Origin of the sequence: Aporhodopirellula rubra (assembly GCF_014192335.1) — a bacterium.
Lineage (GTDB): Bacteria > Planctomycetota > Planctomycetia > Pirellulales > Pirellulaceae > Rhodopirellula > Rhodopirellula rubra.
Map to the genome: position 1 here is coordinate 16,448 of NZ_JACHXU010000036.1, position 22,578 is coordinate 39,025.

The window sequence follows — 22,578 nt, forward strand, 5'->3', positions numbered from 1 at the left end:
TTCTCTATCTCGATTCTCGTTGATGTTCAACGAGAGTCACTCTTTGAAACGAGTTCGTCGATCGCAATCGGCGAATCAGTCAGCCGATACGGCGTCAGCGGGGACGAGGATTTCGCCCAGGTCATTATCGCCGGCTTTCAAGTCGACTTCAAATCGTTGACGTTTCCAATCGGTTTCTTTGCCGCCGACTTTGACTTCGTCGAGCTTGCCACCTTCGAAGCGGACCGCGAACGTGATCTCTTTTCCGGCAGGCAAACCTTCGATCACGATATTGCCGTCATCGTCACTGACATCGGCGAACGGGTGCTCGAGGACCACGACGTAGGCACGCATCCAAGGGTGGATGTTGCAATCGACCGGAATCGGTGCAGGCTCTTCTTCTTTGAGGGCGATCTCTTTTTCCTGCCCCGATGGGATCATCAGGTTTTGCGCGGTGTTCTTGATGAAGTTCAAGTTTGCGTTGTGGCCAACGGGATCGGGGTTGGTGATCTTCAGAGTGTCACCGGCTTGGGCGATGACGACATGAGGCTCGAAACGGCACTCGTCATTAGCCAGGACGTGGGTTTTCGCCGCAGGTGCGGTTTTTGGCAAATCGTCGCCGCTCGAACGGGTGTACACGTGCACGATGACGTTCTTGATCCCTTTATTGGCGGGATTGATCACCAATTTTTCGTTCGGGATCGTGTGCTTGCCACAGAACTCGCGATCTTTGTTGGGATCGATGTTGTCGACCGAGGGTGGCGTGCCGTCGTAGACGAATCGCATTTTCAAAGTCGCGTCTTGGGCCGAAGCGATGGTGGCTCCGCCGATGATCGCGGAAAGGCAACAAGCGGTCGCGACGAGGCGAGGCAGTCGCATTGGGGATAAGTTGAACGCCAAGGTTATTTCTCCAGTTGTAAAGGGTGTTTCGAATCGGACGTCACGTTCGGCTCGCCGTTGAAGGTGCTAGCGAAGGCGACTGAGAATACGAAACAGGTTCGAGATGGTCGGTCGGGACGGAATCGAAGCTCGTTCGAGAGCGACTCTCTGGCGAGGCAAGATGGGGTCGTTTACCAAAAAACGGCTCGTTACATCCATCTTAACAGGGGGGAGGGCGGGTGAGGAACAAACAAACTCGCCCGTGAGCGGTTTAATCATCCACGTTGACGCCCCAATGGGGTGGGAGTTCATGCCGTCTTCCAGGCACAACGCTGGTCATTGTAGACGTTTGTAATAGAATGTCCAATCCGGTTCTATTGACTCCCCTTTTCCCGAGGTTATGCGATGCCCCTGTATGAATATGAATGCGATCATTGCCACGAAACCAAGGAAATCCTTGTACGAACCCCGGATGAAAAGGCGGCCTGCCCGGATTGTGGCAGTGAAAAAATCCAGCGATTGCTGAGCGTTCCGGCGGCCCCATCAATGGGCCGATCGTTGCCTGTGAGCGGCGGCGGGATGCCCGAGAGCTGCGCTCAACCACGTTGTTGCGGGGGTGGATGCCAGATCTGACCCGGTAGAGATGGCTTAACCGGCAAAGTTTACCAGATTTGCTTAACCGTCCTGACCCTCACGCCCGATACACGTATTGGGCGTTTGCTTTGCGCGAACGTTTCAGGCCTGCCCGGTCGAGGCATGCCGAAGTGCAATGGAATGGACCCTGGTTGAATGAACTCTGTGATGAACCATCAATCCGATCGAATGCTCGCGTGCTGCGTTTCTGGCTCGAACGGCGAATCGGTCACCGACATCCATGTTCGGGGCGGTCTCGTTCTCGGACTTTTGCTGGCCGGTGTGATCCTGGTTCCAAACGCGGCGACCGCTCAGGTGCGAACGAAGGCGCCCGATCGAGGCACATACAATCCCAGCGGAGGTCCGTCCACGCCGCCCCCGGTTCAAATCCGTCCGTCGGCCGCCGCATCCTCGACTCATTATCCGGCCGTTACCGATGACTCGTACGAAATGGATCGCGAGGCCAGTCGAACCGGCGAGTTGATCGAACCGGTCGTACTGAAGCCGTTGCCTTCGCTGGCACCTCGAGGAAAGGCACGCGTCTACTCGACATCAAACCAAGATTCGCGACGTGGCGATTCCACGCCCGTCCCGACCCTGCGTGAAGTCAGAAATCCACGAGCGGTCCAATTGAGCCAGATCGAATCGAGTGATGCCGGATCGGCTACCGACGGACGCGTCGGCGGACCGCTGGTTCAACCCGCATCCTTCGAAGCACCGTACCGCGGCGGATCATCCGCACAGCCCATGCACGCACCGCAGCGTCGCCGCGTGATCGGTCGTCAACTCAACCCTTCGGGCTATCAATCGAGCCCAACCCCGGCACGCGGCGAAACCCTGATTCAGCATCCGATCGGCGATGGTGAATGGATTGAGGGAGATGTCGTCGGTTCCGGTGCCACGAGCTGGACCGGAGATAGTTACGGCGGAAACTTCATCGGCGGTTGCAACAACTGCGACGGGATGGGATGCAACAGTTGCGACGGGATGTATGGCGGTTGCGACGGCTACTGTGACGATGGCTGCGATAGCTGTGGCCACTACGTCGGACACCCCAACGCATCGCTGTGTTTTGATCCGTGTCAGTGGTTCGCGTCGTTTGAATTGCTGTTGCTGTTCCGCGAAGGCGATTTGATCCCCTCCCTCATCACGACCAGCCCAGCGGGAACGGCGGGAGACGTTGCGGGACAATTGCCGGGTGCGACGACACTGTTCGGCGGCGAAAACTTCTTCAACGAGATGACCGCGGGTGGTCGCTTGACGTTGGGAACCTGGTTGGACAATTGCCAGTATCGCAGTCTCGTGTTTCGAGGTTGGACAGCGACCGAACAAAGTGATTCGTTCAGTTCTCGTGAAGCGATCAACAGTGGTGGCATCTTAGCGGTTCCAACCACGACGGCCGGAGTGGCTGACGCGGCGTTGATCGCGTTTCCCGACTCGGCTGAAAACTTCGGACGTTTCGGTTCGGTGAGTGCGTCGGCGAGCAGCAACGTGTTCGGCGGTGACATTTCCGTGCGTCAGTTTTGGACCGGCGGACTCGGAACAACGTTCGACGTGTTCTACGGTTATCAATACATGCGATTGCAGGAAGACCTGCGTCTTTCAACGTCGAGCACAAAAACTCAAGACCCGTTTCCAGATGCGATCGGTTCGAACTTGACGACGACTGACATGTTCGATGCCAAAAACGAATTTCACGGCGGACAGCTCGGGATGGCCGGTCGCTACCGCGAAGGTTGCTGGAGCTTCGATTGGCTCGGCAAAATCGGTTTCGGGCAGGTTCGCCGCTCGGCCGAACGGCGTGGCAGTTCCGTCGTGACGACCGACACTCCTCCCGCTGCAGTGAGCGATACGGGATTGCTCGTCAATGACGTCAACAGCGGATCGTTTGAGAACAACACGTTTGGATGGGCGCCTGAATTCGACCTGTCGATCGGATGGCACAAGTACCCGCGTTTCGACGTGACGTTCGGTTACAACATCATCGCGATGACCGACGCGGTCCGTTTGTCCGGCGTGATGGATCCAGTCAACACGACCGACACGCCACGCACGACGTTGGTTGATGAAACGTTCGTGCTGCAAGGAATCCACTTCGGTATCCGGCACGTCTATTAACAGTCGGTACTCCGCGAACGGCCGAGGTTTCACATCCCGGCCTCGATCCGCGATTGAGGCGAACAATCCAGGGCCCCAAACGCATTGATCGGGCACGGACATGCTCGCGAGTCCGTGCAGGAAGCTCGCGGCAGTTCGCCGATGGCATGCTGCTTCGTTACGCGGCTTTTCGACGTCGATCTCGAAACCGAGATGCCGTCTAGCTGCTTGCTGAGCCGGATGAGCGAAACGGTGTGTAACAGACGCCCAGCCGGCCCGATTGCGGGGGGAATCCGCACTTCTTGCTTTTTCGCGATGCGAGATTTGGCCGCCGGAATACTCTTCTGAGCTCCCTTCGCAACTCTTTCCAGGGCGTTTGAGGCTAAAACCGAGTCGGAAAACCGGTTGGTCTATTTTTCCTTCGCACCTCTCCTATTACAGTAGGCGTCCGCCAAACGACTTCAAAACGCCAGTTCATCAGATTGGAAGACGAGAATGCCTCAAGGGAGACTACTGATCACGGGTGCGACAGGGATGGTCGGCAGTTTGCTGATGGCCCGCGTCCTCGAAGAAGGATACACCGTCCGCGCGATGGTGCGTCCGACCAGCAATCGGGCTGCTTTCGAAGGACTAGACGTCGAGCAATTCGAAGCCGATTTGGCGGATCCTGAGTCATTGCCGGCGGCACTCGAGGGCGTTGATTACGTCGTCAATACGGCTGCCCATGTCGGCGACTGGGGGCCAGCGGAAAAGTTCCGTGCAATTAACGTTGTCGCTCTCGAAACGATGTTGATCGCCGCACGCCAGCAGGCTCAATTGAAACGATGGGTGCAGATCAGTTCGCTCGGTGTGTACTCCGCGACACACCACTACGGCACGGACGAAACGACCCCGCCTGACCTCGGCGGGTTGGACGGATACACGGCGACGAAAGCCGAAGCGGAAGTGCTGCTGAATCAAACGATCAAGGCCGACAACTTCCCCGCCACAATCATTCGACCTGGATTTATCTACGGCCCTGGTGATCGCCACGTGGTGCCTCGCATCATCGAACGGTTGGCGGCCGGTCAAATGAAATTGATCGGCGACGGCAAGAAGATGCTCAACAACACCTACGCGGACAATCTCGTCGATGCCATCATGCTCGCCCTCGACAAGGAAGCCGCGGTGGGCGAAACGTTCAACATCCGGGACGCACGCCTGGTGTCGCGTGAAGAATTCGTCGGTGCGATCGCCGACTACATGGGCTTGCCGATGCCGAAGAAGGTGCCCGAATGGTTAGCCCGCAGTGCCGTCGGCTTCATCGAAGGGTTTGCCAAATTGCGAGGTGCGACAGAGGCACCGTTGCTGACGAACGCTCGGATCAAATTCCTCGCATTAAATCTCGATTTCTCGATCGCAAAGGCACAGGAGAAACTCGGCTACCAACCGAAAACAGATTTCCGCGACGGCATCAAGACGGCACTCGATTGGGCGGCGAGCGAAAATCTGATCGCACCGGCCTCGGATAGAAAGGCCGGTTAGGTAAGTCCGATGTTACCTGTGGTCCAGAAAACTCTCTTCGCGATGTATTATCCGTACTGCGGTTTAGTCAGTCGGATGTTGCCCAACATTACGCTCGACGGTCGCAAGTTGCGTGTTTTGCCCGGCGTGTACAAACCGCTCGATAGTGAACACCACGTTGTCGATTTTATCGCAGAAGGAAAACGGGTTTTGGACGTCGGTTGCGGTTCAGGTGTGATCACGGTCTTCGCAGGTTTAAAGAGCGAACACGTGACGGCGATCGACATCAGTCCGCAAGCGATCGAAAATACTCGGCAAAATTGCCTGGCTCACAACATCGAGAACGTCACGATCAAACAGAGCGACATGTACCGTGAGGTCGACGGCGAGCGATTTGACTACATTGTGAGTTACCCACCACTGTTTGAAGGTTCTTTCAAATCAGATGATCGGCAATGGTGCACGTCGTCACATTTTGTTGAAGAGCTATTTCGCGGCGCATCCGATCACTTGGAATCCGAGGGCAAACTCGTTGTCCTTCTACCTAAGAAGTTCCGCGTCTCTCCGGTCGATCTGAGCGAAAAGTATGGACTCGAATTTGAGTCTGCGGTGCCGCATCACAATCGATCCATCGGCAATCGTCTGCACGCACTGCCGTACCTGCATTTCAACATGAACAACCACGTGTTCACGTTTCACCGGTTGCCTTAATCGTTGGCGAGACCGTTGCGTCGTTTGCATGCCAGAGCGTCCCGCGTGCGCTGGATTGGCATGCGTTGAGACGGCGTGATTTCGTGAGCGGGCAGGGTCAAACTGCCGCAGCGGAATGCGGTATCTTTTCTTCCAGTACTTTTGTCTACTGATTCCTCAAAACAAGGAATCAAGATGATTAGATCCAAGAACCGCTGGCTCATAGCACTCTCTGCTGTTGGTATCCACATTTCGATCGGTTCCATTTACGCGTACAGCGTGTGGAAAAATCCAATCCAAGAAACACTTGGTTGGTCGCGGACCGAAGTGGGGTGGGCCTTTAGCATCGCCATCCTCTTCCTAGGTTTTTCAGCCGCGTTTCTCGGCCACTTTGTTGAGAAACATGGGCCGCGAAAAGGCGGCCTGCTCGCCGCCTGTTTCTTTGGTCTCGGGATGATCGGCGCGGGCTTCGCGATCGACATGGAATCAAAATGGTTGTACTACCTGTTCTATGGTGCGATCACGGGGATCGGATTGGGTGTTGGCTACATTTCGCCGGTTTCGACGTTGGTGAAATGGTTTCCGGATCGCCGAGGTCTTGCGACGGGATTGGCGATCATGGGGTTTGGGTTTGGTGCCCTGATCGCGGGTCCCTTGATCAATGCTGGAATCGCAAACATTGGGATCAGTAACACGTTCTATGGCTTAGGCGCCGCCTATTTCCTTGTAATGGTGTGTTCGTCGCTCTACCTCGCACCGCCGCCCAAAGACTGGCAACCGGTCGCTGCCGCCGGCCAACAAGTGAAACCGAACGCCCGCCGCGGATTGGAATTGTCTCAAAAGATGGCCAACGAAGCCGTGAAAACAACGCATTTCTATTACCTGTGGATCATGCTGTTCATCAACGTGTGCTGTGGAATCGCGGTAATCTCCGTCGCGTCACCGATGGCACAAGAAATCGCAGGGATGTCCGCAGCCTCCGCCGCTACCATGGTGGGACTGATGGGATTGTTCAACGGACTCGGCCGGATCGGGTGGGCGTCGTTCTCAGATTACTTTGGACGTCCGAATACTTATGTCGCGTTTTTCGTTCTTCAAATCGCTGCGTTCATTGCTCTGCCGGTCGTTTCCAATGCGACTCTCTTTCAGATCCTCATCTTCCTAATCTTGACTTGTTATGGCGGAGGATTTGCCGCGGTTCCCGCTTACATCAGCGACCTGTTCGGCACCCGACAACTCGCGGCCATCCACGGTTACCTGCTCACTGCATGGGCAGCGGCCGGAGTCGTGGGCCCAACGCTCGCGTCGTCGGTCCGAGAAATGACGGACAGCTATGTCGGAACACTGTATATCTTTGCCGGACTATTCTGCGTCGCGCTCGCGGTTTCAATCTGGATCCAAGTTGAAATTCGACGAATCGTCCCTGCCGTTCAACCGGCGTAGAAATCGTTTTCAGACAGGCCCCCGGTTTCGCTGTCAGCGAATCGCCGTAAAAGGGCGGTAGCACCGGGAGTGGCTCGCGATCGAAGGATCAAACGATCGCGTATGGCCGCCGCGTGGAATCTTCCATGTATACTCGGATGACGATCGTTCGTACGTCAACTAATCGAGTCAAATGATGATGCATTCCAGGTCAACGCAAGAGGGTGAAGCGTCGATCTTTCGCGTGCCATGTCACTGTGTTTTTGCCGCATTGCTTGTCGTTTTAAATGGCGGGACTAGTGTTTCGGATGATTTCGCCAATGAAGGAGCGAGTGGTGCGAAACGTGTTGGCAACGCGACGATCTACTCCGTCCCGGCCGACGAAGAACTGAGTGCTGACTTTCAGGTGACCGTGGATGGGCACGACGTTCCGGTGTACCGAGCGAAAGTTGCCCCCGCCGACGCGGAAAAGCGTTGGAAGGCGATGGACGACAAAAGAAACTCGGCCGATTACTTCGACACGGCCGCGTTTGCCTCTTTCGACTGGCATGACGCCGTGACGGTGACGGTATCGGCGCAAGAGGAGGTGTTGTCGGCAATGATTCTGCCAACCTCCGCGGGCATCACCCCCAACGTTCTCGGAAAAACCGTGACCTTTCCGGTTACTGCCCCAGCCAATCTGACAATCGAAATCAATGGCGAAACGGTCCGGTCGCTCCATCTGTTCGTAAATCCGGTTGAGAAAAACGTTCCTGACCCGAATGACCCCAATGTGATTTTCTTCGGTCCCGGGATTCACAAGCTGAGCCATTTAATCGTTCACGATAATCAAACACTCTATGTCGCGGGTGGTGCGATCATACGAGCGGTTGTTTCACCCGACGAACCATTCACGGTCAACGCGACGACAGGGCTTCGCAACTATGCACCGACGATTGAACTGCGTGGCAACAACATCAGGTTGAGCGGTCGAGGCATCATCGACGCAAGTGCTTGCATGACACACGCTCGGAATCTCGTGTTAGTCGACGGATCCGACATCACGGTTTCGGGTGTGATACTGCGAGATGCGAGCACATGGAACATGCCAATCCGCCGTTCAGACCGCGTTCGGGTTCACGACGTCAAAATCATCGGCTACCGCGCGAACTCCGACGGTGTGGATGTCTGCAACAGTCGCAACGTGACGATCGAGGATTGTTTCATTCGCACACTCGATGACTTAGTCGTGGTGAAGACCGACCGAGGACAGGGTGTCGCCAATCGCGTTCTCGTTCAGCGATGTGTGTTATGGAACCAAGTGGCCCATGCACTGAGTGTGGGTGCCGAAATCAGGGAAGACATCTCCGACATCCTATTTACGGACTGTGATGTGATCCATGATCGAGGGCGAGAGTGGACACTACGAATCTTTCACAGCGACGCGGCAAAGGTCAGCGACGTCCGCTTTGAGGATATTCGCATCGAAGAGTCGAGGAAGTTGGCCTCGCTGTGGATCGGCAAATCAATGTGGAGCGACGACTCGCAGTACGGTCGCATCGAGAACGTGATCTTCAAAGGTATTCACGCCGCGGGAACGCCGCTGACGATTGAGTTGGTTTGCCAAGATGAAGAGCACAACATCGAGAACGTCTTGTTTCAAGATGTGCTGCTCAATCGTGAGCACTTGCGGAGACCGCATATCGACGCGAGCGAATTTGTTGAAAACCTCATCGTCAAACCGTAGCGATTATTTCGTCGAGATCTTGAGCTCTTTCTCTCGAACAGGATCGGTACTTTCGTACCACGTCAACCGGACGTAGAGCCGGTTTTTCTTCTCGTCCTGGGAGGCGGAAATTTTCAGGTTGGCGAGACCTTTCGGCTTCATCACCATGGTTCCGTCTTCATCTTCCAATACAATCTTCCCTCTGGAAATTCCTTCCACGACGGCATTAAGTAGAGTCTGAACGGACTCGGAATCCTGCAGTGATTCGTGTCGAAAACGCGTGCTCTGTTTCATCGTTTGTTTCCTTCTTGTTTCTTTGCCGCGAGCAACGCGTCGAGTGTTCGCTGCGGTTCAAAGACTTTGATTTTGGGGAAGTCCGAACTGACGCCCAAGATGCGTCCGGTTGGCTCTATGATCGTCACCGAGGCTCCGCGGCCGTTGACGTTTTCAAGACGACGAGTGTGTCGATCGAGACTCGTGTCGCATTCGAAATTAATTTGCGACTTACGAAGCGACAGGCGTTGGCCATGATGCAGGTTGCGGTGTCCATGCAAAATCGCCGCAATCCCGGCGCTGCGAACGTTGCGCGACCCTTTGCGAGTGAACGGGCGATCAACGTCACGGTACTTGGTGCGAATGGTGTTGCAGAGCGACCCGTAGTAGAAATCAAACGGGGCTTCACGCATCGCCGTTTGAAACGCGTTGTTGATATGCCGAACACCATGTTTGAGCAGCATTTTCGTCACGTTGTCGTCCACGCCGGCGTGCACGAAAAGGAACGACCCGTTGCGGTAGCAAAGCCGCAAACTTCGGTAGAACCATTGAAACTCGCCGTCCTTTTTCAGGAATAGTTTCTTCCACTGCTGCGTTGCGGCGTAGACCTGTCGCAGATCGAGCCCTTGTTCGCCACAAAGGCTTTCGAAGTTATCGACCTTCTTAGTGATACGATTCAGTTCACGATCCATTTGTGCCGGAACGATGTCACCGCCACGAATCTTCGGAAACTCCTCGGACCACGACTCGCGAGGAAACAGCCTCCTACGGCACGTCGCCGTATCAGGAATGGACTTCATCGCTTTCTTAGAAAGGTACGATTCCCAGACCTCTTTGATCAGTGGGATAATCTTCTGCCCGGCGCGAACGAAAAAGTGTTCGTTGCGAACGTCTTTCTTCTCGCCAACGACACGCATGCCAAAGAGCAAGCGGATGTCATGGTTGCCCGCCAAGACACGAAGCCGGACGCCTTGATCCTTCAAGTGTCGAACACCACGCAGTAATTCGAGGTTGTTCGGTCCTTTGTCAAAACAATCACCGCCGATGACGAACGTTGCTTTGCGGCCCGCTTTCGTCAATTCAAAATCGCGGGGGGAGGGCCCGAGATGTTTGACGCCGCCCGATGCGACGAGCGAGGCGGCAAAGGCATCCGGATCGGCGTGCAGATCCGAGATGAAGTAGTGTTTTCGTTGCGGCCACTGCCAATGTTCGCGATCGTTGAGTTCGCGAAGGACGTCGATGAGATCACTGAGATTACCGTCCTCGGTGACGATCGATTTTTCGCCACCGTGTGTCCAATCGCACGTTGCGTCGGGAAGATTGACAGAAATCCATTTGCGTCCGTAGTACCGAGGCTTGATCGCTTCGGATCGATCGGCAGCGTGTTTGGTTTTGTTGCTCATGATTTGAATCTCAGTCCAATTGCTTCGATTCGAGGAGCCGATTTTTCCATTCGCCTGCCACGTGTCGCCAAACCCCGGTGGAGGAAACCGAGAGCGCTACCGGTCGTGCGTGGAACATGCTCAGTTTTGCGATCTGGTCAAACGGAAGGACGCCGAGATGATGTGCCGCATGACGCAGCGATGCACCATGGCCGAAGACGAGAACGGCCTGTCCGGGGGCGTCGATGTGGTTCATCGTTTCGGTCAGATATCCCGCAACGCGTGCTCCCGATTCCATCAACGATTCGGCACCGATAAAAGGCAGCCGAAAGTGGCTGTTCGATTTCCAGTCATCGGGCAACGGTTCGAGACGCGGGTCCGCCGCGACGGCCTCGGTGATCTGTTGACGTGTGAGGTTCGCGCCGCTGCCGACGCATCGTTCGGTGAGACGGTCGGTCGTGACCACGCGTTTGCATTCGGGCAATCTTTCCGATGCAAGAGACGCCGTTTCCCATGCACGCAAAAGAGAAGAAGAATGCACGTCCGTGTGCAGACTCCATCCATGGGTATCAATGAGTTGTCGGATCGCGATTGATGCCTCGGCAGCCTGTTGCCGACCCAAGGCAGTCAACCCAAATGGTTGATGCGCGCTGGGGGTGTCGGCGAGTTGGTGATAGTCGCCGTGCCGCACGAGAATGCAAATTCGCTCAGACATCGAGACGACCGTCCCGATGCTGCTCGGTGATCTTTTCTTGAAGAAGCCGGATCATGTGCTTCAGTTCGTCTTGATGAACTCGGTCGGCGGCCGCCGTGGCGCTCAACCATTCACGCCCCCGATGACTCTCGGGCCATCGGTCTGGTGGCAATACCGCGCTCACCTCCATCGGATAGACATGAACCGTGCATGTGGCGCCCCACTTGGCGTAGCTGTATCTTCCGACTTCGGCGTCCATCACCTTCCCGAGCACTCCGGCTTCTTCCATTGCCTCGTTCGCGGCGGACGCTTGAGCGGTCTTGCCAGGATCGTGAATGCCCTTGGGGACACCCCAACGTTTCCGTTTGCTTGTTGAAATGACCAGAATTTCTAGCTTGTGATCGCGGATTCGATACGGAATCACCGCCGATTGACGGTAATAGTACGCGGGGCGACGACGTCGCTCAGATCCGTTGATATCGGGAAAAGGAAAACGCTTGGGTAGTGCCGAAGGATCGATTGCTTGCACCAAACGTCCGCATGCGCCCGTGGTTGTTTGAGAATCGGCCCCAGGCCCGTTGCCCGCTATTTTGATGTGGAGCACGCGATCCATCTCATGCAACGCGCCGAGTTCCGCTTCGTCTCTCTCCGCGTCACCACGCATCCCGGTGACATTTTGACATAACCGTTGAGCAACCGAGGCCCCCACCGCAATCAGCAGACACGCGGTTTCGGCGTGAAGATCAGCGGCCAGATTGGAAAACAGAGATTCGTCGAAGCGACTGAGTTGGTCGTCGTCTTGCACGATGTCTTCGTTGAGGCCCGCCGCTTTGCAAGATTTTTGAGCGGCTGTCCTCGACGCGAGCGTTGGCACGCACCGCACCTCGTCGGGCACCAGATTCTCTCTCGCGAACCAAACGCCGACTCGCTGGGCGTTGCGTTTGCACGCATCGGTCAAGTCGGCATCATATGAACTGCCAAGTGATTCCGATTCTGCCGCCTGCACGTCTGACGGCAAGTCCGTGAGAGATGAGGCGGCCGAACGTTCGGGGTGGCTGAAAATCAGGAGGTCCTTAAGCACGGTTGCGTCCTCAAGATTGATTGACAGGTTTCCGAGGCTAGCTCGAAGTCGATTTTCCCGGTCGCTTCCCAGACATCGACTCGGTCGAGGTAATCCAAATAAGGTTCGTGATCCTCTTTGGCGGTATCGGTTTGAAACTTACCGGCCTCGTCCGCGTAGAATGGCCCTGGGCTTTTCGTTACGGCGTTTAATAACTCGGGACGTTGGCGAAGGTTGACCTTTCGGAATTGGCAATCGCAATCGGACGTTCGCTTCCAGTTCAGAATCAACAAATCGGTGAGTGTCGACTGCGGGACGATACGATTGTCGCCGTACACGTCAGCGACATCAACATCGAATTTTTTCTCAAGTTCCCAGAGATCTGCAGTCGGCATTGCTTCGAATTCCTGAAGCTGCTGTTGATCTAACATCGGGCGGAGCGACGGTAGACTGACGATGGTACCGGGATTGACTCGCGGGAGTTTCGGAATGCCGATCGCACGTACTTCGAGGGGACCTGACGATTCGATAAAGAGTCTGTCATTGGTGAGGAATGCGCTGCCCGGCGATTCGAGCATTCTTAACATCAACGACGACTTTCCACCGCCGGAGAACCCCGCAATGGCCATGGCTCGATTATCGATGACGATCCCCGAAGCGTGACAGATCACCGCTCCGCGATGCTGCAGCCGATTCATGTATTGGCAATTAATATAATTAATGACTTGGTTGTCGTTGGCGACGCACGGTCCGTGTGCGATTCGATGCATTTCACTCTGCAGGAACAACACCCCGGTTCGTACTTTGCGAACCAACCGTCCGTCACACCGGCCGTCGTCGATCAAATCGAAATAGGCGTCCTTCCGTCCCGTTTTCCCGGGTTCTCGCCGCCAATCGGTGAAGGACAAGTCGAGGTCAGTCGGCTGGGCATCGATTGCATAGACGGTGCAATCACAGGAGTCCAAACCATCCCCATCATCCGCGCTAACCGTGTAGGCAAAATAAGCCCGAAGTCGATCGAGAAGAGCGGTGGAGTTCGAACGAATGCCAATGCGATAGTCGTCGAGTTGCAAGACGACGGAATCGGTCACCAACTCGGTGTCAGCCATCAATGTCTGAGCGACATTCAAGGAGGTGATCTTCAATGAGTCGTGCACTGGCTGAGCTCTTTCAATACGTAATCGGCGTACATCGCGGACGCGTCCATTCCCATTCCATCCTGGACGCCGCGAAACCCACCGAACGCGGAGACTTCAAACACGATCGGTCCGTCATCGGTATCGGCGACATCAACAGTGGTGAAATCCATCCCAAACAACGCTTGGGCTCGCGTGGCGAGATCGATGGTGGATTGCGGTGGTGTGTGCGACGCGTAACGCCCACCGCTTTGAATCGTGGTATTCCATGCCTCGCCTTGGTTGACGCGTGCATAAGTTCCGACGTATTCGCCACCAAGAAAAACCATTCCGAGGTCTTGGCCGGGAAGGTTGATCTTCTTTTGAATGTACATCATCGGGTTGCCCGCGCGGAACCGGTCGATGATGCTGAACAACGTTGCTTCATCAAGAGATCCGTCCACCAACTCCATCCCTCGTGCCTTGGTGGAATACAGGGGTTTGAGGACAGCCGCTCCGAATTCCCGAATCGTCCGAACCGCTTGGTTACGGCTCTCAGTGACAACGGTTTCAGGCATGGGGATGCCGCCGTTTCGAAGTGTCATCGTACAACCCAAACGGTCAATCATTCGAATGATCGTTTCGGTCCGCGAGAACACTCGGACGCCCGCGTGCTCGGCCAGTCGTAACAATTCGATCCGATCGAGTGTCGCCGGCGAATACTGCTGGCTAATCTTCTTGACGATCAATCCGTCGAGCTCGCAAAGGTTGACGCCGTTGGCCACCAGTTTCCCGGACGTCAATTCCGCGCACACGTCTTCCATGTCGACCACGAGCCGAAATCCGGTGCGTGCTTCGAGAGAATCCGCCAGGACTTCAGTCGACCACTTCCCCGGTATCCCGATGACCCCGATTCGTAGTGCACTCATGAAAACAGTTCCCGGATCGGCAGTCGGAAGTCGGATGCCGATTCGGTCGGTTGCTCGATCGCACGTTCCAAAATGTAAAACCCACGCAGGTACATCGACTTGGCGAGCGATTTGTCCAGGATGAAACGTGTCGAGGTGATGAAGGACCTTGCCAGTCCGTATGCCAGCCGCAGTTCGAAATTCTTGTCGCTCTGTTGGCGTGCGAACTTGCTCGCCGTCGCGTGCATTTGTTCGGCGACGCTTGCGATGCGACAACGAGTCCGCTTATCGAGTGTCTGCAAACGGTAGTTCGAAACCATGAAGACCGAGACGTCTTGCGTGTAATCGGCGTAGCACGAACGGTGCAAGTCGATGAAGTTGACCCGTTCTTCGGCGGTATCAATGATGATGTTGTCGAGATTAAAATCGCCGTGAATGTACACCGAAAACGGCGGCATGACGGATGACTCTCTCTCTTCAGCAACAGCGATCAAATCGCTCAGCGATTGCGTGCGGGATCGGCAAATGCGTCCCTTTCCACGAGCGAACTCGGGATGAACGTCCACGACGGTGTCGAGTCGTTTGCGCAACTGCGCCATATGATTGGAACGGACGGGTTTGTCCGACTTCGTTTCCCGCCAAACCGCTTTGACTGTTTTTGCGAGATGTTGCTGTGCCGATTTGAGTTGGTCATCGGTACCCGACAATAGGACTTTGTCGAACGTATACCCCGGAAGATGTTCGATCATCAACGACGCGTTTTCGCCGCGTTTGCGATACGACAAGATCTGCGGCGCGATGCCTGGGAAGATTTCGTGCCAATTCTCGACGCTCTTGCGTTCCTCTTTCAGTTTTCGTTTTTCGCCGTCTTTTACGATCGCCGCAAAACCGTGGGCCGCGTCGCGACTGATTCGCGAGATATTGGTTCCCGAGTTGGTCTCGGCAACCTTCGCCACCGTGGCCTGATCGATGCCGAGATCATCGAACGCGGTTTTCAATAGTCGAAAACGGTCGCGTTGCATCGGCCGTCCTAAACGGGCACCGACCATCGACTCGCTGACGTCACGCAACACCGCGCTCATTTCGTTGAGTTGCGTGGCGATGAAGAACGCGGTCAGCACACGGTCCGGGTGTTCGATGCTCTGCAGTTCACGAGTTTGGTCTTCAAAAAACGTTTCATGTTTGGACGACATCGCGACCGCGAGATCGCTAACCTTCATGGCCGTTTTTGTGCCCTCCTCCTCGATACCCGATCGGATCAGCTCGATCCCCTTGAGCACATCTTCGACGAGCCCGGTCGACGAGAGTGACTTCAAGATTCCACGCCGTTTGCGACCGTCGAGTTGCCGGGCGCAATCGTGAATGAGTCCGGTCAACCGATCGAGCTGAGTTGCGATCGATTCGGCGGCGCGGAGCGAGTGCGTTTCCAGCTTTTCCGCAGAATCGGATGCTCGGACCGCAGTCACGCATGCATCATGGATTCGCATTTTGAGGTTGTACGAGTACCCGCGACGATCGAGAATCCGCTGGGTCAGTTCGGCCGAAGGTGTGTCTAACAACGTGACCAAATTGCTCAACTGCGTGCTGGTTTCAGCGAGCATGAACTGCAGGTTGTCACGGATGGTTTGAGGGAGTCGCATCGAGTTCAGTCAATCAAGCCGAGATAAGTGGGAGACTCGTCAAAGTCATTTTTCAGAATCTGCTGCAAAGACTCGGGCCAAAGCAGCGTCGCCGATTCACTCGCGAGATCCAACCAAAGCACGTCCTGTTGATGCTTGTCTGGATTGCGACCGTTTGCGGCAACATAGTCGTCTGGGATATCGCAGCGAAAGATGAATTCGATTTGATGTCGCATCGTCGGCGGCGTTGTGTCACGGGGTTTGTAGTAGTCCGCGACGTGCATTAAGTCTTGAACATCGACGGCGACTCCGATCTCTTCGACGCACTCTCGTCGCAATCCTTCCTCGAGAGTCTCACCAACCTCCGAACCGCCTCCCGGAAGCGTGAAACGCACGTCTCCATTCTCGTAGACTTTGCGTTGCACCAACAGCCTCCCCTCGCGCAGGATGACCGCCCGAACCGCATTGCGAACCGCGGGAGTAAAAACGGTTGTTTTCTCGTTCATGCTCATGGCATGGTTCATTCTAAGCATCTAAGTCACGTCCTCGTGTCCGTTCCGTTCTCTCAGTTAAGCAAGTCGTTTGTTAAGGCGTCAGATCCGTCAGGACGAAAACAAGTGGCACGGATGGATCGATGTGCGTGCGTGATTGTTGGTGCGTGCATCCGAAGCTCCATCAAAGAAACTTCCGAGCAAAGAGCGGCAACCTCCATGAAGTGACGTGGGGTCGGCTTGAAATGTATCTGCCCAGGATTCGTCAGGCGTGCCAATCAGGCCTTACTCGAGTTCGCGTGAAGTTCGGTATCCTCCTCCGGCGTGGCCTCCGAATCGTTCTCGGTCGTATCGCGTTGGCGATCGCCAGCAACGGAACTTGCCTCCGCGTCGGGTTCTTCACTTGGGTGTGCGTCGGGACGTTGTTCCTGATCGATCGTGCCAGCGTCATCTAACGAAATGGCATCCGCGAATTGCTGCTGCATTTCGGAGACGCGTTCAATCGACCACCACTTTGAAAAGTCCTCGCGGGATGATTCCAGTTGAGTCTTTTCGAACTCGATCATTTCGCGAATCGCTGGCTTGCAGCCTCGTATTCCCTTGGCTTTCAATAGCCCTTCATAGAAGTCGACGGCGGATGCATGGTCGTTAATGTCACCCAGTTTGTTTTGCAATTTTGCAAACACCGTCGAGTTTCGCTTAGCGAACTTTCCACCTAAGGCGGACGACAAAAGATCGATTGCATAACGAACCGTTTTGCCTTCGATCCGCAACTGGTGCAGCGCCTCAATGTCGCTCATGTCGACTCTGGCAGCAGCAAAGAACCGGTCAGTCATCGGTTCGAATTGGGCACGTGCGAACGTCCCGAAATCGGGCTCAGCACCATCGCCGCGCCACTTCGCACTTTTGGCGAGCGACTTTGCATTGCTGCGAAAATCTTGTCGTTTGGCTTTGACGTAGGCACGTTTGACAGGACGCTGGGCCGCGGCGCGACGTGCCCGAACAAATTCGAGCAGTGCCGCGAACGCCGGTTCAGTCGATTCCGCAGAATGCTTTTCCACTCGTTCTTTGAGAATGTCCAAGTCACGCGCCGGCCCAGCCGCTTTACGTAACGCCCGCAGTTGCTTCTTGAGGACTCGTGTTCGTTTGGTTGGCAGCAAGGGAGCATACAGTTCCATTGCGGCGCTGGCGCGGCGAACACTAACGCGCAGTTGATGCACATTCTCAACATCTTCCGTTGCTTTCTTGGCAGCCTTGGGCGCACGCTGCCAAACCGCTTTCAACCGATCTTCAAGACTCGCTTTTGCAGCGATCGTGACCGGGACGGTCGACTTAAACTGCGGAGCGGATTTCTTTGCCTTTGTCATCTTGTTACTTGACTTGCTCTTGCGATCTCCCGCGTTGGGGTCGTGCGAGTTCGCGGCCAGAATTGCCCTATGCCGAGGAATGTGAATTTGATGTTAAGCTTACGTAGTGAAAATGCGATGACAAGACGAATTACGGTGTTCTTGGAATTCTTAACAATTCAGCAGCCGCCTCACACCGACGTGACGTAACGCCATTCTGCGGTGAGCACACGCAAACATCGTCCGCCTCGATACAGGCTCCGGTCGCGAACGCGGCGGCGCTCACTCACTCAGTTTAGCCACAATAGATCAAGCGTGTATGAGCAGGTAATGAAGGAGCGGCGTTGATTATGATAGGCGATCGATCGCCCCAAATCATCCAAACGGCTCGCATCGATGAATGCGATGCGATCAAACGCAGAAGACACGGTCGCCCGGACGACCGTGTCTTCGTTGTTTGGATTGAGATGATCTCGCGGTGGACTACCGTTTGCCCCACTTCTTCGGGAAACCGATTTTGACCGACTTACTGATCGGCACGGATGCCTCGGCACCATCGATCGCGATGTCGAGATACCACATCAGCGAGCTGATTTGACCGCTAACGCTCGACGGCTGTGAGTCCTCCACAAATACGATCAGCGTGTCACACCACATCCGTGCGAGTTTCAGATCATCGACAGCGTCTTGCCATAATTGATGGTCGTCCAGCACGAGTGCATCGAAGCAGTGGAAGAACCCGTCGTCGCAAAATTCGGAAATCATGATTGCGACTTCGCCTTCGAGTCCGTCGTCCCCAATAGTATCCGCGATTCCGTCGGCAAAGACCATCGCGACGTAGCTGTACGTGTACGCGTTGTATTGATCTGTGTCATCGGCAAGACTGCTCGGGCTGGCCGCGTTGGCAGTCACCGTCAACAAGGCGAGACAGGCGATGGGCGCGACGAATTTAACCATCAATTTTCGAAACATCTTTTTCCCCTCAGATTGGAAGTTTTCTGCGTGGGCTGAACCAACCAGCCTCACGAAATCCGAAGCGTGATCGCGGCGTCTTTGTTACACGCGATGCAAGATTTCACGGAGCCCGAAACGGCCTGAGCGACGACAGATAGAGGTGCGCAGAACGACCACATCATGCGTCATCGTGCCGCCTCGCGGGCCAGCAAAACGATTGGCCAAATGCGATTACCGGTCGCTATCATTTCGTCACCGATTTCTGTGATTGCTCAATGCGGTGATGTATTGTGTACTCTTTGTCTGTCACGCAAATGCTTCTCACGACATCTTGGCGAATCAATGGATCGGATCAGCTCCAACTCGATTATCCCTTCACAATCAATTCAAAAGGGCGTCCGTGGCTATCTCGCGACAACGAACAATTGGGTCATTGCGGCCGTGGCAGGTGTGGTCCTCGTTCCGTTGATCTTCACCGGATTCATCTGCTTCGCCCTGCCGATGATGGGCTTTGCCGTCCTGCTGTTCCATGCGTACGAGATGCGTTTCAAAAATCCGGTCAGCACTGTTTGGCTTGATGGCGACAAATTGATTATGGAGCGCCGAGAAGAGATTGACCGAATCCGTCTGGCTGACATTCGCTCACTGAAATTGTCGAGATACAACAACCCTCCGTACATCGTGATGACATTGATTGTTCCGAGTCGATGGGGCGAGACGCTGACGTGGTTTCCTAGTCGGTTATCCTCGTTCGGCGAAATGCCTACCTTGGTTGCAGAACTGCAGAAACGCATCGATCAAACACGCGTTAATCAAACCGGCGACGACAATACACGCGAAGCCATTTCACCGAAGTGATGGGGCCAGAGACATTCGCGAAACCTAAACCCAGCGGCCCTCGGTTACCCCGTTGTTAGCTGCCGCCAACTCCGCCCCTCTCTTCCGAAGCACCGTTCGTGGTTTGTGAAAACCTGGCTACGTTCGCTTAATTTGCTAGCACATCGCGTCGGACTCGAGTGTTACCGTTCATGCTGACGAGCATCTTTGCTATTGAAGAAACGAAACTGAGGAAGTGAAGGTCCGGCGAAGACCTGCGCCCCGATATGCGCAACATTTCGTGATTGCAAAGCATCGCTCTCAATACCCGCCGGTTCCTTTGATTAGCGGACGGCGCGTCACCTGATTCATGACGGACCGGTAAGAAAAGATGCGAATTCATTTGGCGGACGTTCAGGTGCGTTAGCGATTAACAGGAGCACAACGGTATCTGGCCGGCTGCCGATCCGTTTTCACTTCCCACTGAATCGAAGATTGAACCTGATGATGAAAATTCGACAAATCCTGTGCTGTAGCTTTGCCCTTTTGCTGGCACCTGTGGCGACCGTGTTGGCGGAGTCACCGAGTCCTGTACACGCCGCAACCGAACAACTGGCAAAAGGCACGCAGGCGAAAGACTTCCAGTTGCACGCCGTTGCCGGAGAACTTTCAGGTGATGTGCGGTTGAGCGATGTGAATGCCGATGGTCCGGTCGTCGTCGTTGTGCTGCGTGGTTACCCAACAAAACAGTGCCCGGCGTGCACCGCCCAAGTTGGTGACCTGATCAAGAATGCCGACAAATTCGCGGCCAAGAACGCTCGTCTATTGCTCGTCTATCCTGGTGATGCGTCACAACTGGGCATGCACGCGGATGATTTCTTGCATGGCACGAAGCTGCCCGCCCCGTTGACCATGTTGCTCGATCCCGGATATCAGTTCACCAACGCATACGGGCTGCGTTGGAATGCCCCTCGAGAAACGGCGTACCCTTCGACGATCGTCGTTGATGAGTCTGGGAAAATCACGTTTGTTAAGATCAGTAACACACACGGTGGTCGCGTGAAGTCGGCCGAAATATTGTCGGCACTGTAAGGACAGTCACCGCTTTGCGGGCCAGCCGACATGACATGGTTGATGCACCGATTAGGTTCCCCTGGTCGGTGAGGTGAGCGGCGGACATAATGCCGTCATCGCCAATCCCATGTATCTGATAGTAGAGAAGCACGCCGCCATGGAGTCGCCTCATCCTCGCCCGCCCCGAGACCCCCTGGCGTATGAAAGCGAATTGCTGATCGAGAAATCGAACAGCATCGCGACTGTGACCCTCAATCGAGCGGCGAAACGCAACGCATTGTCGTTGGAATTGCTCATCGAACTTGATACGCGGTTAGTTGAGTTCGAAACGGATCGCGATGTGCGTGTGGTGATCCTGCGGTCAGCGGGGCCGGTTTTCTCATCGGGACACGATCTAAAACAAATGATTGCCCGGTCAGAGGAGGAATACGCCGCTCTCTTCTCGCAGTGCGCGACAACGATGCAGAGACTACGATCGATCCCGCAACCGGTGATCGCTCAGGTACAGGGTTTAGCAACCGCCGCAGGATGCCAACTGGTCGCCTCGTGTGATCTCGCCGTGGCGAGCGAGCAATCCTGGTTTGCGACGCCGGGCGTAAAGATCGGCCTGTTTTGCACGACACCGATGGTGCCACTGACGCGATCAATTCCGCCTAAGGTCGCGATGGAAATGTTGTTAACGGGTGACCCTCTTTCGGCACAACGGGCCTATGAACTGGGGTTGGTCAACCGGGTCGTTCCCGCCGAAGAACTCGACGAAGTGACGCGTGAGATGGCCGGAAAGATCGCCGTGGCGAGTCGCGAGACGGTTGCGATCGGCAAGGCCGCATTCTACCAACAGGCATCGCTGTCACAATCCGATGCGTACGCTCACGCGGTTGACGTGATGACCGACAATGCGTTGCGCCACGACGCTCAAGAAGGCATCCGTGCCTTCCTTGAAAAACGAGCCCCGGTCTGGGAACGCTAACGAATGAGTTTGCTCACGTTTGACCAGCTCTTTGATCGAGCCGATTCCGAAATGGCGGCGATGTCCGTGGCGGTCGCTGGCGGTGATGATTCCACAGTGTTGCATGCTCTCGCCGAAACGACACGCCGGCACTGGACGCGGCCAATTCTGTGCGGGCCGGCGGATCGGATCGAAGACATGGCACGGACAGAGAACGTATCGTTAGCAAATTTCAAAGTGGTTGATTCGGACCAGCCCGCGGTGTCAGCCGTGGAGTTGGTGCGTCGCGGCGAAGCGAGTTTGTTGATGAAGGGCCAGATCGCGACGCCGGATTTGATGCGAGCGGTACTGAAGTCAGACACAGGCTTAAGAACCGGGCGAACAATCTGCCAGATCGTGATGATGGAGGTTCCGAAAGATCGTCGGCACTTCCTGCTCGCCGACACGGGGATCACGATCGAGCCGTCTGTGGATCAAGTGTTGCAGATTGTTGAATCGACCGCTGCCCTGGCAAGATCGCTCGGGTGCACAACGCCTCGGATTGCCATCATGGCGGCGAGCGAGAAGGTGACCGATGCGATGCCAGAAACACGTTTGGCCGAACGCATTCGCGCCGCCCTTCCTGAATCTCTTCCATTACAAATCCAAGGCCCGCTGTCATTCGACCTCGCATATTCCAGAGTTGCGGGCGAAAAGAAAAAGCTCAGCGGTGATGCAATTGGCGCGGCCGACGCGATGGTTTTCCCGAGTCTCCTGGCCGCGAATCTGACCGTCAAAGCGATCATGTACACGGCGGATTGTCGGTTCGGCGGCCTGCTTGCCGGTGCGGCTTGCCCGATCGTCTTCATGTCACGCGCCGACGATACGGAAACGAGAATACGGTCCTTGGCACTCGCGATCAGCCAAGCATCAACGCGTCAAGCGGTTGCGTGATGCTCGGCGAGTCAAAACGTCACGATGCGATGCGACACAGCCCCTTTCGAGGGAAA

General features: G+C 55.4%; 21 protein-coding genes. 10 read left to right on the forward strand and 11 right to left on the reverse strand.

Translation table 11 applies throughout. The features are described from left to right. Positions 1 to 75 precede the first annotated feature (75 nt). The gene (locus FHS27_RS28905) at positions 76 to 858 is read right to left on the reverse strand and encodes a methylamine utilization protein (protein ID WP_184309674.1); all 783 of its coding nucleotides are present in this window, start codon (positions 856 to 858) and stop codon (positions 76 to 78) included. 405 nt (positions 859 to 1,263) lie between these two features. Between FHS27_RS28905 and FHS27_RS28910 the strand changes: the two genes are divergently transcribed. The 6 genes from FHS27_RS28910 (at position 1,264) to FHS27_RS28935 (ending at position 8,929) form a co-directional block, all read left to right on the forward strand. Then, the gene (locus FHS27_RS28910; protein WP_184309599.1) at positions 1,264 to 1,491 is read left to right on the forward strand and encodes an FmdB family zinc ribbon protein; all 228 of its coding nucleotides are present in this window, start codon (positions 1,264 to 1,266) and stop codon (positions 1,489 to 1,491) included. Positions 1,492 to 1,659: 168 nt separating this feature from the next. Then, positions 1,660 to 3,609 carry a BBP7 family outer membrane beta-barrel protein gene (locus FHS27_RS28915; protein ID WP_246421224.1) on the forward strand — a complete coding sequence of 650 codons (1,950 nt, stop codon included), beginning with the start codon at positions 1,660 to 1,662 and terminating at the stop codon, positions 3,607 to 3,609. Positions 3,610 to 4,083: 474 nt separating this feature from the next. Further along, on the forward strand, positions 4,084 to 5,112 hold the full coding sequence (locus tag FHS27_RS28920) for an NAD-dependent epimerase/dehydratase family protein (protein ID WP_184309601.1): 1,029 nt from the start codon (positions 4,084 to 4,086) through the stop codon (positions 5,110 to 5,112). Between the two features lie 9 nt (positions 5,113 to 5,121). Further along, the gene (locus tag FHS27_RS28925) at positions 5,122 to 5,802 is read left to right on the forward strand and encodes a methyltransferase (protein ID WP_184309603.1); all 681 of its coding nucleotides are present in this window, start codon (positions 5,122 to 5,124) and stop codon (positions 5,800 to 5,802) included. 174 nt (positions 5,803 to 5,976) lie between these two features. Continuing rightward, positions 5,977 to 7,224, forward strand: coding sequence for an L-lactate MFS transporter (locus tag FHS27_RS28930; protein ID WP_184309606.1), 1,248 nt, complete (start codon positions 5,977 to 5,979; stop codon positions 7,222 to 7,224). A gap of 172 nt (positions 7,225 to 7,396) precedes the next feature. After that, entirely contained in the window at positions 7,397 to 8,929 is a 1,533-nt protein-coding gene (locus tag FHS27_RS28935; RefSeq protein ID WP_184309608.1) for a glycosyl hydrolase family 28 protein, read from the forward strand. 3 nt (positions 8,930 to 8,932) lie between these two features. On the opposite strand, the gene FHS27_RS28940 is transcribed toward FHS27_RS28935, so the two are convergent. From FHS27_RS28940 to FHS27_RS28985, 10 genes are all read right to left on the reverse strand, one after another. Next, positions 8,933 to 9,202 (reverse strand): amphi-Trp domain-containing protein, encoded by a 270-nt coding sequence (locus FHS27_RS28940; protein WP_009093360.1) that lies wholly within the window; start codon positions 9,200 to 9,202, stop codon positions 8,933 to 8,935. Next, the gene (locus FHS27_RS28945) at positions 9,199 to 10,584 is read right to left on the reverse strand and encodes a metallophosphoesterase family protein (RefSeq protein ID WP_184309610.1); all 1,386 of its coding nucleotides are present in this window, start codon (positions 10,582 to 10,584) and stop codon (positions 9,199 to 9,201) included. Before FHS27_RS28945 ends, FHS27_RS28940 begins: the two co-directional genes overlap by 4 nt. A gap of 10 nt (positions 10,585 to 10,594) precedes the next feature. Beyond that, on the reverse strand, positions 10,595 to 11,278 hold the full coding sequence (locus FHS27_RS28950; protein WP_184309613.1) for a histidine phosphatase family protein: 684 nt from the start codon (positions 11,276 to 11,278) through the stop codon (positions 10,595 to 10,597). Further along, positions 11,271 to 12,338, reverse strand: coding sequence for an NUDIX hydrolase (locus tag FHS27_RS28955; RefSeq protein WP_184309614.1), 1,068 nt, complete (start codon positions 12,336 to 12,338; stop codon positions 11,271 to 11,273). Before FHS27_RS28955 ends, FHS27_RS28950 begins: the two co-directional genes overlap by 8 nt. Next, positions 12,320 to 13,474, reverse strand: a complete 1,155-nt coding sequence (locus FHS27_RS28960) for an HprK-related kinase B (protein WP_184309616.1) — start codon at positions 13,472 to 13,474, stop codon at positions 12,320 to 12,322. Before FHS27_RS28960 ends, FHS27_RS28955 begins: the two co-directional genes overlap by 19 nt. Further along, positions 13,459 to 14,361, reverse strand: coding sequence for a GAK system ATP-grasp enzyme (locus FHS27_RS28965; RefSeq protein WP_184309618.1), 903 nt, complete (start codon positions 14,359 to 14,361; stop codon positions 13,459 to 13,461). Before FHS27_RS28965 ends, FHS27_RS28960 begins: the two co-directional genes overlap by 16 nt. Continuing rightward, positions 14,358 to 15,980: a phosphotransferase gene (locus FHS27_RS28970; protein WP_184309620.1), complete on the reverse strand. Its 1,623-nt coding sequence runs from the start codon at positions 15,978 to 15,980 to the stop codon at positions 14,358 to 14,360. The genes FHS27_RS28965 and FHS27_RS28970 overlap by 4 nt, the downstream gene beginning before the upstream one ends. A gap of 5 nt (positions 15,981 to 15,985) precedes the next feature. After that, the gene (locus FHS27_RS28975; protein ID WP_144058592.1) at positions 15,986 to 16,471 is read right to left on the reverse strand and encodes an NUDIX domain-containing protein; all 486 of its coding nucleotides are present in this window, start codon (positions 16,469 to 16,471) and stop codon (positions 15,986 to 15,988) included. Positions 16,472 to 16,728: 257 nt separating this feature from the next. Further along, positions 16,729 to 17,817 (reverse strand): CHAD domain-containing protein, encoded by a 1,089-nt coding sequence (locus tag FHS27_RS28980; RefSeq protein ID WP_184309622.1) that lies wholly within the window; start codon positions 17,815 to 17,817, stop codon positions 16,729 to 16,731. 462 nt (positions 17,818 to 18,279) lie between these two features. Then, the gene (locus FHS27_RS28985; RefSeq protein WP_246421226.1) at positions 18,280 to 18,768 is read right to left on the reverse strand and encodes a hypothetical protein; all 489 of its coding nucleotides are present in this window, start codon (positions 18,766 to 18,768) and stop codon (positions 18,280 to 18,282) included. Positions 18,769 to 19,092: 324 nt separating this feature from the next. Here FHS27_RS28985 and FHS27_RS28990 point away from each other — a divergent pair, with 324 nt between their 5' ends. From FHS27_RS28990 to FHS27_RS29005, 4 genes are all read left to right on the forward strand, one after another. Beyond that, positions 19,093 to 19,608 (forward strand): hypothetical protein, encoded by a 516-nt coding sequence (locus tag FHS27_RS28990; protein WP_184309624.1) that lies wholly within the window; start codon positions 19,093 to 19,095, stop codon positions 19,606 to 19,608. 462 nt (positions 19,609 to 20,070) lie between these two features. Next, a complete protein-coding gene (locus FHS27_RS28995) occupies positions 20,071 to 20,658 on the forward strand; it encodes a peroxiredoxin family protein (protein ID WP_246421227.1) in 588 nt (195 codons plus the stop codon). Between the two features lie 109 nt (positions 20,659 to 20,767). Then, positions 20,768 to 21,610 carry an enoyl-CoA hydratase gene (locus tag FHS27_RS29000; RefSeq protein WP_246421229.1) on the forward strand — a complete coding sequence of 281 codons (843 nt, stop codon included), beginning with the start codon at positions 20,768 to 20,770 and terminating at the stop codon, positions 21,608 to 21,610. Positions 21,611 to 21,613: 3 nt separating this feature from the next. Beyond that, complete coding sequence (locus tag FHS27_RS29005; RefSeq protein ID WP_184309628.1) at positions 21,614 to 22,522, forward strand: phosphate acyltransferase; 909 nt, start codon at positions 21,614 to 21,616, stop codon at positions 22,520 to 22,522. The last annotated feature ends 56 nt before the right edge of the window (positions 22,523 to 22,578 follow it).

What these genes read in the sequence shown, in the direction of transcription:
- FHS27_RS28905 (WP_184309674.1), bottom strand. Translation starts at nt 858, where the DNA reads ATGCGACTGCCTCGCCTCGTCGCGACCGCTTGTTGCCTTTCCGCGATC.
- FHS27_RS28910 (WP_184309599.1), top strand. Translation starts at nt 1,264, where the DNA reads ATGCCCCTGTATGAATATGAATGCGATCATTGCCACGAAACCAAGGAA.
- FHS27_RS28915 (WP_246421224.1), top strand. Translation starts at nt 1,660, where the DNA reads ATGAACCATCAATCCGATCGAATGCTCGCGTGCTGCGTTTCTGGCTCG.
- FHS27_RS28920 (WP_184309601.1), top strand. Translation starts at nt 4,084, where the DNA reads ATGCCTCAAGGGAGACTACTGATCACGGGTGCGACAGGGATGGTCGGC.
- FHS27_RS28925 (WP_184309603.1), top strand. Translation starts at nt 5,122, where the DNA reads ATGTTACCTGTGGTCCAGAAAACTCTCTTCGCGATGTATTATCCGTAC.
- FHS27_RS28930 (WP_184309606.1), top strand. Translation starts at nt 5,977, where the DNA reads ATGATTAGATCCAAGAACCGCTGGCTCATAGCACTCTCTGCTGTTGGT.
- FHS27_RS28935 (WP_184309608.1), top strand. Translation starts at nt 7,397, where the DNA reads ATGATGATGCATTCCAGGTCAACGCAAGAGGGTGAAGCGTCGATCTTT.
- FHS27_RS28940 (WP_009093360.1), bottom strand. Translation starts at nt 9,202, where the DNA reads ATGAAACAGAGCACGCGTTTTCGACACGAATCACTGCAGGATTCCGAG.
- FHS27_RS28945 (WP_184309610.1), bottom strand. Translation starts at nt 10,584, where the DNA reads ATGAGCAACAAAACCAAACACGCTGCCGATCGATCCGAAGCGATCAAG.
- FHS27_RS28950 (WP_184309613.1), bottom strand. Translation starts at nt 11,278, where the DNA reads ATGTCTGAGCGAATTTGCATTCTCGTGCGGCACGGCGACTATCACCAA.
- FHS27_RS28965 (WP_184309618.1), bottom strand. Translation starts at nt 14,361, where the DNA reads ATGAGTGCACTACGAATCGGGGTCATCGGGATACCGGGGAAGTGGTCG.
- FHS27_RS28970 (WP_184309620.1), bottom strand. Translation starts at nt 15,980, where the DNA reads ATGCGACTCCCTCAAACCATCCGTGACAACCTGCAGTTCATGCTCGCT.
- FHS27_RS28975 (WP_144058592.1), bottom strand. Translation starts at nt 16,471, where the DNA reads ATGAGCATGAACGAGAAAACAACCGTTTTTACTCCCGCGGTTCGCAAT.
- FHS27_RS28980 (WP_184309622.1), bottom strand. Translation starts at nt 17,817, where the DNA reads ATGACAAAGGCAAAGAAATCCGCTCCGCAGTTTAAGTCGACCGTCCCG.
- FHS27_RS28985 (WP_246421226.1), bottom strand. Translation starts at nt 18,768, where the DNA reads ATGTTTCGAAAATTGATGGTTAAATTCGTCGCGCCCATCGCCTGTCTC.
- FHS27_RS28990 (WP_184309624.1), top strand. Translation starts at nt 19,093, where the DNA reads ATGGATCGGATCAGCTCCAACTCGATTATCCCTTCACAATCAATTCAA.
- FHS27_RS28995 (WP_246421227.1), top strand. Translation starts at nt 20,071, where the DNA reads ATGATGAAAATTCGACAAATCCTGTGCTGTAGCTTTGCCCTTTTGCTG.
- FHS27_RS29000 (WP_246421229.1), top strand. Translation starts at nt 20,768, where the DNA reads ATGTATCTGATAGTAGAGAAGCACGCCGCCATGGAGTCGCCTCATCCT.
- FHS27_RS29005 (WP_184309628.1), top strand. Translation starts at nt 21,614, where the DNA reads ATGAGTTTGCTCACGTTTGACCAGCTCTTTGATCGAGCCGATTCCGAA.